Source organism: Streptomyces sp. NPDC005706, assembly GCF_040631045.1.
Taxonomy (GTDB): domain Bacteria; phylum Actinomycetota; class Actinomycetes; order Streptomycetales; family Streptomycetaceae; genus Streptomyces.
This window is the reverse complement of record NZ_JBEXYS010000034.1, coordinates 69639-76509: the sequence shown is the minus strand read 5'-3', so window position 1 is coordinate 76509 and position 6871 is coordinate 69639. Positions and strand designations below refer to the sequence as shown.

Sequence of the window (6871 nt, the reverse complement as noted above, 5' to 3'; positions counted from 1 at the left end):
ACGCCCGGTTACATTCCGAACCCGGAAGCTAAGCCTCACAGCGCCGATGGTACTGCAGGGGGGACCCTGTGGGAGAGTAGGACGCCGCCGAACAATCTTTGGGAAAACCCCCCGCATCGAAAGATGCGGGGGTTTTCTGCGTTCCGGGTCCTTTAGGGTCTGGGTATGCGCTACGACCTCGTCATCTTCGACAACGACGGCGTGCTCGTCGACAGCGAGCCGATCTCCAACCGGATCCTGGCCGCCCATCTGACGGAACTGGGGCACCCGACGACGTACGAGGACTCCATCCGGGACTACATGGGATCCGCGATGCACCGGATCCACGACCTGGTCCTGGAGCGGACGGGGCAACGGCTCCCGGACGACTTCGACGATGTCTTCCACGCCCGTGTGTTCGGCGCGTTCGAGCGGGAGTTGATGCCTGTCGCCGGCGTCGGCGGAGTGCTGGAGAAGCTGGCCGCGGACGGGGTGCCGTACTGCGTCGCGTCGTCCGGGAGCCACGAGCGGATCAGGGTGGGACACCGGACGACCGGACTCGACCGCTGGTTCACGGAGGACAGGATCTTCAGCTCCCAGGACGTCGGGCGGGGCAAGCCGGCACCCGACCTCTTCCTGTACGCGGCCGAGCGGATGGGCGTCGCACCCGGGCGCTGCCTGGTCATAGAGGACTCCCCGCTGGGCGTGCAGGCGGCCGTGGCGGCCGGGATGGACGTGTACGGGTTCACCGCGATGACCCCGGCGGCGCGGCTCACCGGAGCCGGTCAACTCTTCTCCACCATGGGCGAGTTGGCTGACCTGCTGGTATGACCGGCGGCACCTGCCGGTCGCTGACATTTGTCATGCGGACCTCCGGATGATCGTTCCTACCGCCGGACCCCGGCCGGCGGCGAAGCTTGGAGCATGACGAAGACCACGGGGAACCAGGACCGGACCGAGAACCAGAGCCGCGAGCAGAGCCCGAGCCGGCTGCGGACCTTCAAGCCGCTGCTGGTGGACGTCGCGTTGCCGATCGGCGCGTACTACCTCCTCAAGGAGGCCTTCGGGATGAGCACCTTCGGGGCGCTCGCCTGGAGCAGTGTGGTGCCGGCGGTCCGGACCGTGTGGGGGGTGGTCAAGGAGCGCACGACCAACGCTCTCGCCCTCCTCACCCTGGTGGTGAACGTCGTGAGCCTGGTGGCCGGTTTCGTGTCCGGCGACCCGCGGCTGATGCTCGCCAAGGACGGCGCGGTCAGCAGCACCCTCGCGATCGGGATCCTCGTCTCGGTGGCGCTCGGCAAGCCGGCGATGACCGCCGGGATGAAGCCCTTCCTCGTCAAGGGCGACGCCGGCCGCGAGGCCGCCTGGCAGCGGCTCGCCTCCGGCACGGCGGCCGGCTCGGTCGCCTTCCGGCGCAAGGAGCGGACCTTCTCGCTGGTGTGGGGTACGGCGCTGCTGATCGAGTGCGTCGCACGGGTGGTCGGCGCCTACACCGTCCCGGTCGACACCATGGTCTGGCTGGGCACGGTCATCATCGCCGTGGTGCTCACGGTGGCGTTCGTGGTCGGCGGTGGCCTCGCGGCCGAGCCGATGGCTCGGCTGCTCGCCGCCGAGGCGAAGGCGGAGGCCGAGGCGGAGGCGGACAAGGCCGGCCGGCGGCCCGAAGTGGCCGTCGCCGCCTGATCCATCGGACAGTGAAGCTGAAGGAAATTCACCTTTGGCTGGATCTACCCACAGGTAGCCAGGGGCCCTACGCTCGCCGCCATGACTGATGTGCTGCGGCGCGGCAGGGCCTCGCTGGCGTTCAGCTTCTTCGCACAGGGCGTGGCGTTCGCTCTGCTGGTGACGCGCATCCCGGCCATCCAGGACCGCTACGGAATCTCCGACGCGCTGCTGCCGGTCTTCCTGGCCGCCGTCCCGATCCTCGCCGGAGCCGGCAGTGTGACGACCGAGCATCTGGTGAGGCGGATCCGGCCCAGCCGGCTGCTGCGCTGGTCGCAGCCGGTGGTGCTGCTGGCCCTGGTCGGCGTCGGAGCCGGTGACCGGCTGGCCGGACTCGGCGTGGCCCTCGCGGTGTTCGGGCTCGCCGTGGGCGCGCTGGACGCCTCGATGAACATGCTCGGGGTGAGTCTGCAGCGGACGTACGGGCGCAGCATCATGCTGAGCTTCCACGCGGTCTACAGCCTGGGCGGGATCGTCGGCGCCTCGCTGGCCTGGGCCGGGGCGCACTGGCATCTCGCGCTGTGGGTGTCGTACCTGCCGGTGGTCGCCGTGCTGCTGCCGGCGGCGCTGGTGGGCAGCCGGTGGTACGTCGACGGGGTCGCGGAGCCCGCGGCGGAGCAGGCGGCCGGGCAGGGCGGGGGCCTCGTCTTCAAGCTGCTGCTGCCGCTGTGCCTGGTGATGACGTTCGCCTACATCGGGGACTCGACCGTCTCCAACTGGAGCGCGAAGTACCTGAAGGACGTGCTGGGCAGCTCGGAGCAGCTGGCGACCGTGCCGTACAACGTGTACATGGTGACCACGCTGGTCGGGCGGTCCATCGGGGACTTCGGGGTGCGGCGGTTCGGCGCGGCCGCGGTGGTGCGGCTCGGGGCGCTGGTGGCGGCCGCCGGGTTCGCGGTGGTGTCCGTGGCACCGGACGCCTGGCTGGGGATGCTCGGGTTCACCCTGCTGGGGCTGGGACTGTGTGTCCTGGTCCCGCAGACGTTCGCGGCGGCCGGCCGATTGTTCCCGGGGGCCTCGGACGCGGCGATCGCGCGGCTCAACATCTTCAACTACGTCGGTTTCCTCGTCGGTTCGCCGCTGGTGGGTGCGCTCGGGGACGCCTGGAGCTACCGCGGGGCCATGCTCGTGCCGATGGTGTTGGTGCTGGTGACGCTCGTGTACGCCAGGTCGTTCGCGGCTCAACCGGACCGATACGGTGGCGGGCATGAGCGGCCGCGCACAGCTGATGTGGGACGAGGCAGTAACGGGCTATGACTTCGGCCCGGACCATCCGATGGATCCGGTCCGGCTGGAGCTGACCCGGAAGCTGGTGGGTGCCTTCGGGCTCGACCGGGAGCTGCCGGTCGTCGCGGCGAAACCGGCCGGGGAGTCGACGCTGCGGCTGGTCCACCGCCCGGACTACATCGACGCCGTGAAGGCCGCGTCCGCCGATCCGTCCTCGGCCCGCGGGGCGTACGGGCTCGGCACAGAGGACGATCCCGCGTTCGCCGGGATGCACGAGGTGTCCGCGCTGATCGCGGGCCAGTCGGTGGGGGCGGCGGAGGCGGTGTGGCGCGGGGACGCGCTGCACGCGGTGAACTTCACCGGCGGACTGCATCACGCGATGCCGGGCGGCGCCTCGGGGTTCTGCATCTACAACGACGCGGCGCTGGCCATCGCGCGGCTGCTGGAGCTGGGCGCCGAGCGGGTCGCCTACGTGGACGTCGACGTGCACCACGGGGACGGGGTGCAGGCGGCGTTCTGGGAGGACCCGCGGGTGCTGACGATCTCGCTGCACGAGCATCCCCGTACGTTGTTCCCGCAGACCGGGTGGCCGCAGGAGACCGGCGCGGGCGCGGGCGAGGGGACCGCCGTGAACGTGGCCCTGCCGGCCGGGACCGGGGACGCGGGATGGGTGCGGGCGTTCCACGCGGTGGTGCCCGAGCTGCTCGCCGGGTTCCGGCCGCAGGTGCTGGTGTCGCAGCACGGGGCCGACACGCACTTCGAGGATCCGCTGGCGCACCTCGCGGTGTCGCTGGACGCACAGCGGGCGGTGCAGGTGGCGTGCCACGAGCTGGCGCACGAGTACGCGGACGGGAAGTGGGTCGCGCTGGGGGGCGGCGGCTACGCGGTGGTCGAGGTGGTACCGCGGTCCTGGACGCATCTGGTGGGGATCGCGGCGGGGCGTGAGGTCGACCCGGCGGCGATGATCCCCGAGGCGTGGCGGCAGGAGGTGTTCGCGCGGACCCGGCAGCCGGCGCCGCGGCGGATGACCGACGGGCGGTGGCCGGTGTCGTTCGCCTCGTGGGAGTCGGGATACGACCCCGCCGATCGGCTGGACCAGGCCGTCCTCGCCACCCGCCGTTCGGCGTTCCCGCTGCGCGGGCTGCTGCCCTGAGCGCCGGGGACACCCACTGGGCCGACCGTGCGGTGTTCCCCCGTTCCGCCACCGCGCCGCCCCCGAGTGCGTCACCATCGCACCCGTGTTGACCGCCGATGGCCTTCGTGCGCATCTGCTGGCCGCTCGGCTGGCCGGTGAGATCGGGACCTCCCGTGAGGTCAGTCTCCGCCGGTACCGGCTGTTCGCGGCCAGGGATCCGCGGGTGCTGATCGGAATCGACCCCGAGTCGCCGTGGGGACAGCGGGAGTTGCTCGCCCTGATGGCGGAGAGGTGCGGGGTTTCGGCCGATCCCCGGTACACCTCCGGCCCGGATGTGATCGATCCGGAACGGACGCTGGCCGCGCTGGACGCGTTCGCGGAGCGGATCCGGAGCGTGGCCCGGCGGGGCGCGCCGGTGCTCTTCGGCACCGGGCATCCGCATCGGCTGCTCGGGTTCTACGGCGGCTTGGCGGACGCGCTGTCGGCGGCGGGGTGTGAGGTGCTCAGCCCTGCGCAGGGTCGCTGTGTCGACATATTGACCCGGTTCGGTCTACGCACGCACCACGTCGACTACGTCCGCGGGGTTGCCCTGGTGCGGGAACCGGGCGACGGGCGCCCCGGGCGTGAGCCGGGTGCGCACTGCCACTCGCCGCTCCCGGTTCGGGCCGTCCTGGCTGCCGCGGCCGAGGCCGGCGGGCCGTTGCCGGAGCTGGTGATCGGGGACCACGGGTGGGTCTGCGGCGCTGGTCAGCTGGGGTTCGAGGCGATCGGTCTGGCCGACACCGACGATCCGGCGCTGTTCGTGGGGGAGGCGGAGGGGGTCGTGTCCGTCGTCGTTCCGGTTGACGACGGCGTGTCGTCTGGTCACTATCTGCCGCTGGCCCGCTACGTGCTCAATCGAGCGTGTCTGTCACAGTAGGCCGCCGATGGGTGCACCTCTTCCCCACTCGCATCACCCGCCCCTACATTGGGGAGTGAGCACGCAACGACGAAGAGTCACCGGAAGGGGAAGCCGGTGGCCGTCGAGTGCGGAAGGTTCAGGTGTGTCATGGCTGCAGCTGGCGAGAGGCCTCTGAACGAGGTTCAGTTCCTTACCGTGGCGGAGGTCGCCTCAGTGATGCGAGTGTCGAAGATGACCGTGTACCGGCTGGTGCACAGCGGTCATCTGCCCGCGATCCGGGTGGGGCGGTCCTTCCGCGTCCCCGAGCAAGCGGTACACGAGTACCTCCGCGAGAGTTATGTGGGGGTGGAGACGGCCTGACGGCGCTCGGGGAGACCCCGAGCAACCCCTCGATTACAAGCTCGGCGCTCGACCGGGTAGGCTGACCCCTCGTAGGTCGTGTGGGCCCATGGCGCCCAAACAACCGAGTGATGAGAAGTGAGCGAGGGTAGTCGTGGGCTCTGTTATCAAGAAGCGGCGCAAGCGGATGGCCAAGAAGAAGCACCGCAAGCTGCTCAAGCGCACGCGCGTTCAGCGCCGCAACAAGAAGTAAGCGGCGCCGCGAGAGCGTGTTCTGTGGCCCCCCACCTGTAAAAGGCGGGGGGCCACAGTCGTGTCCGGACCCGGCGAGATCGGCGCTTCGGCGGCGTCGGCATATTCCGACTGGGGAAATTCCGTCACTTCACGCATCGGGTGGTCATCACAGCGCAACATCCACCCGCTAAGTTTGCCGACACGGGGAACGCGGCAGGGACCAGGTCCCGTACGAGGTCGGGAAGGAAGGCGCTGATCTTGGGGAAGGTCGTGCTCGTCACCGGAGTGGCCCGGCAGCTCGGCGGCCGGTTCGTACGGCGGATCCTGCGGGACCCGGACGTGGACCGGGTGATCGCCGTGGACGCGGTGCCGCCGGCGCACCATCTGGGCGGAGCCGACTTCATCCAGGCCGACATCCGGCAGCCCGGCATCGCCCGGGTGCTCGCGGAGACGGGCGCCGACACGGTCGTCCACCTGGACGTGACCGGCACCGCGCTGGGCGGCGGCAGCCGGGCCACCGTCAAGGAGACCAACGTCATCGGCACCATGCAGTTGCTCGGCGCCTGCCAGAAGTCGCCGACCGTGCGGCGGCTGGTGGTGAAGTCCAGCACCAACGTCTACGGGTCCGCGCCGCGCGATCCCGCCGTGTTCACCGAGACGACCCCGGCCAAGTCGCTGCCCAGCGGCGGGTTCGCGAAGGACACGGTGGAGGTCGAGGGATACGTCCGGGGGTTCGCGCGGCGGCGGCCGGACGTCGCGGTGTGCGTGCTGCGGTTCGCCAACATCCTCGGGCCGGCCGCCGACACCCCGCTCGCCGAGTACTTCGCGCTGCCGGTGCTGCCCACCGTGTTCGGCTACGACCCGCGGCTGCAGTTCGTGCACGAGGACGATGTCATCGAGGTGCTGCGGCTGGCCTCGCACGAGCCGCGCCGGGGCACGCTGAACAGCGGCACCTTCAACATCGCCGGGGACGGCGTGCTGCTGCTCTCACAGTGCTCGCGCAGGCTCGGGCGGCCCACCGTCCCGCTGCTGCTGCCCGCTGTCACCTGGGCCGGTTCGCTGGTGCGTACGCTGGGGATGACGGACTTCTCACCGGAACAGATCCGACTGCTCACCCACGGCCGGGTGGTGGCCACGGACCAGATGCGCGAAACGCTGGGCTTCCGGCCCAAATACACGACGGCGGAGACGTTCGCGGACTTCGCGAGCGGCCAGGGCCCCGGCCTGCTGCCGCCGGAGGCCCTCGCGGGGGCCGTGGACCGGGTCGCCGCGCTCGCCGCGAAGAGCGGCGGGCACCCCCCGACGCAGAGCGCCAACTGAGGAGCGCAGCAACG

General features: G+C 70.7%; 8 protein-coding genes and 1 rRNA gene. All 9 read left to right on the top strand.

Features of this window, described 5'->3' with window-relative positions:
• Positions 1-93 (top strand): 5S ribosomal RNA (rrf, locus tag ABZ478_RS33695); the annotation flags it as partial.
• Between the two features lie 72 nt (positions 94-165).
• Positions 166-810, top strand: a complete 645-nt coding sequence (locus tag ABZ478_RS33690) for an HAD family hydrolase (RefSeq protein ID WP_359555558.1) — start codon at positions 166-168, stop codon at positions 808-810.
• 93 nt (positions 811-903) lie between these two features.
• The gene (locus ABZ478_RS33685) at positions 904-1662 is read left to right on the top strand and encodes a VC0807 family protein (RefSeq protein ID WP_359555557.1); all 759 of its coding nucleotides are present in this window, start codon (positions 904-906) and stop codon (positions 1660-1662) included.
• A gap of 81 nt (positions 1663-1743) precedes the next feature.
• Positions 1744-2958 carry an MFS transporter gene (locus tag ABZ478_RS33680; protein WP_359555555.1) on the top strand — a complete coding sequence of 405 codons (1215 nt, stop codon included), beginning with the start codon at positions 1744-1746 and terminating at the stop codon, positions 2956-2958.
• On the top strand, positions 2909-4081 hold the full coding sequence (locus ABZ478_RS33675) for an acetoin utilization protein AcuC (RefSeq protein ID WP_359555553.1): 1173 nt from the start codon (positions 2909-2911) through the stop codon (positions 4079-4081). Before ABZ478_RS33680 ends, ABZ478_RS33675 begins: the two co-directional genes overlap by 50 nt.
• 85 nt (positions 4082-4166) lie before the next feature.
• Positions 4167-4982, top strand: a complete 816-nt coding sequence (locus ABZ478_RS33670; protein ID WP_359555551.1) for a phosphatase — start codon at positions 4167-4169, stop codon at positions 4980-4982.
• A gap of 129 nt (positions 4983-5111) precedes the next feature.
• Entirely contained in the window at positions 5112-5324 is a 213-nt protein-coding gene (locus tag ABZ478_RS33665; protein WP_004984898.1) for a helix-turn-helix domain-containing protein, read from the top strand.
• A 133-nt stretch (positions 5325-5457) separates the two neighbouring features.
• Positions 5458-5556, top strand: a complete 99-nt coding sequence (locus ABZ478_RS33660) for an AURKAIP1/COX24 domain-containing protein (protein ID WP_003948845.1) — start codon at positions 5458-5460, stop codon at positions 5554-5556.
• Between the two features lie 239 nt (positions 5557-5795).
• The gene (locus tag ABZ478_RS33655) at positions 5796-6857 is read left to right on the top strand and encodes an NAD-dependent epimerase/dehydratase family protein (RefSeq protein ID WP_359555550.1); all 1062 of its coding nucleotides are present in this window, start codon (positions 5796-5798) and stop codon (positions 6855-6857) included.
• Positions 6858-6871 lie beyond the last annotated feature (14 nt).

Excerpts from the sequence above, each read along its gene's own strand:
- ABZ478_RS33690 (WP_359555558.1), top strand. The coding sequence starts at position 166 with ATGCGCTACGACCTCGTCATCTTCGACAACGACGGCGTGCTCGTCGAC.
- ABZ478_RS33685 (WP_359555557.1), top strand. The coding sequence starts at position 904 with ATGACGAAGACCACGGGGAACCAGGACCGGACCGAGAACCAGAGCCGC.
- ABZ478_RS33680 (WP_359555555.1), top strand. The coding sequence starts at position 1,744 with ATGACTGATGTGCTGCGGCGCGGCAGGGCCTCGCTGGCGTTCAGCTTC.
- ABZ478_RS33675 (WP_359555553.1), top strand. The coding sequence starts at position 2,909 with ATGAGCGGCCGCGCACAGCTGATGTGGGACGAGGCAGTAACGGGCTAT.
- ABZ478_RS33665 (WP_004984898.1), top strand. The coding sequence starts at position 5,112 with ATGGCTGCAGCTGGCGAGAGGCCTCTGAACGAGGTTCAGTTCCTTACC.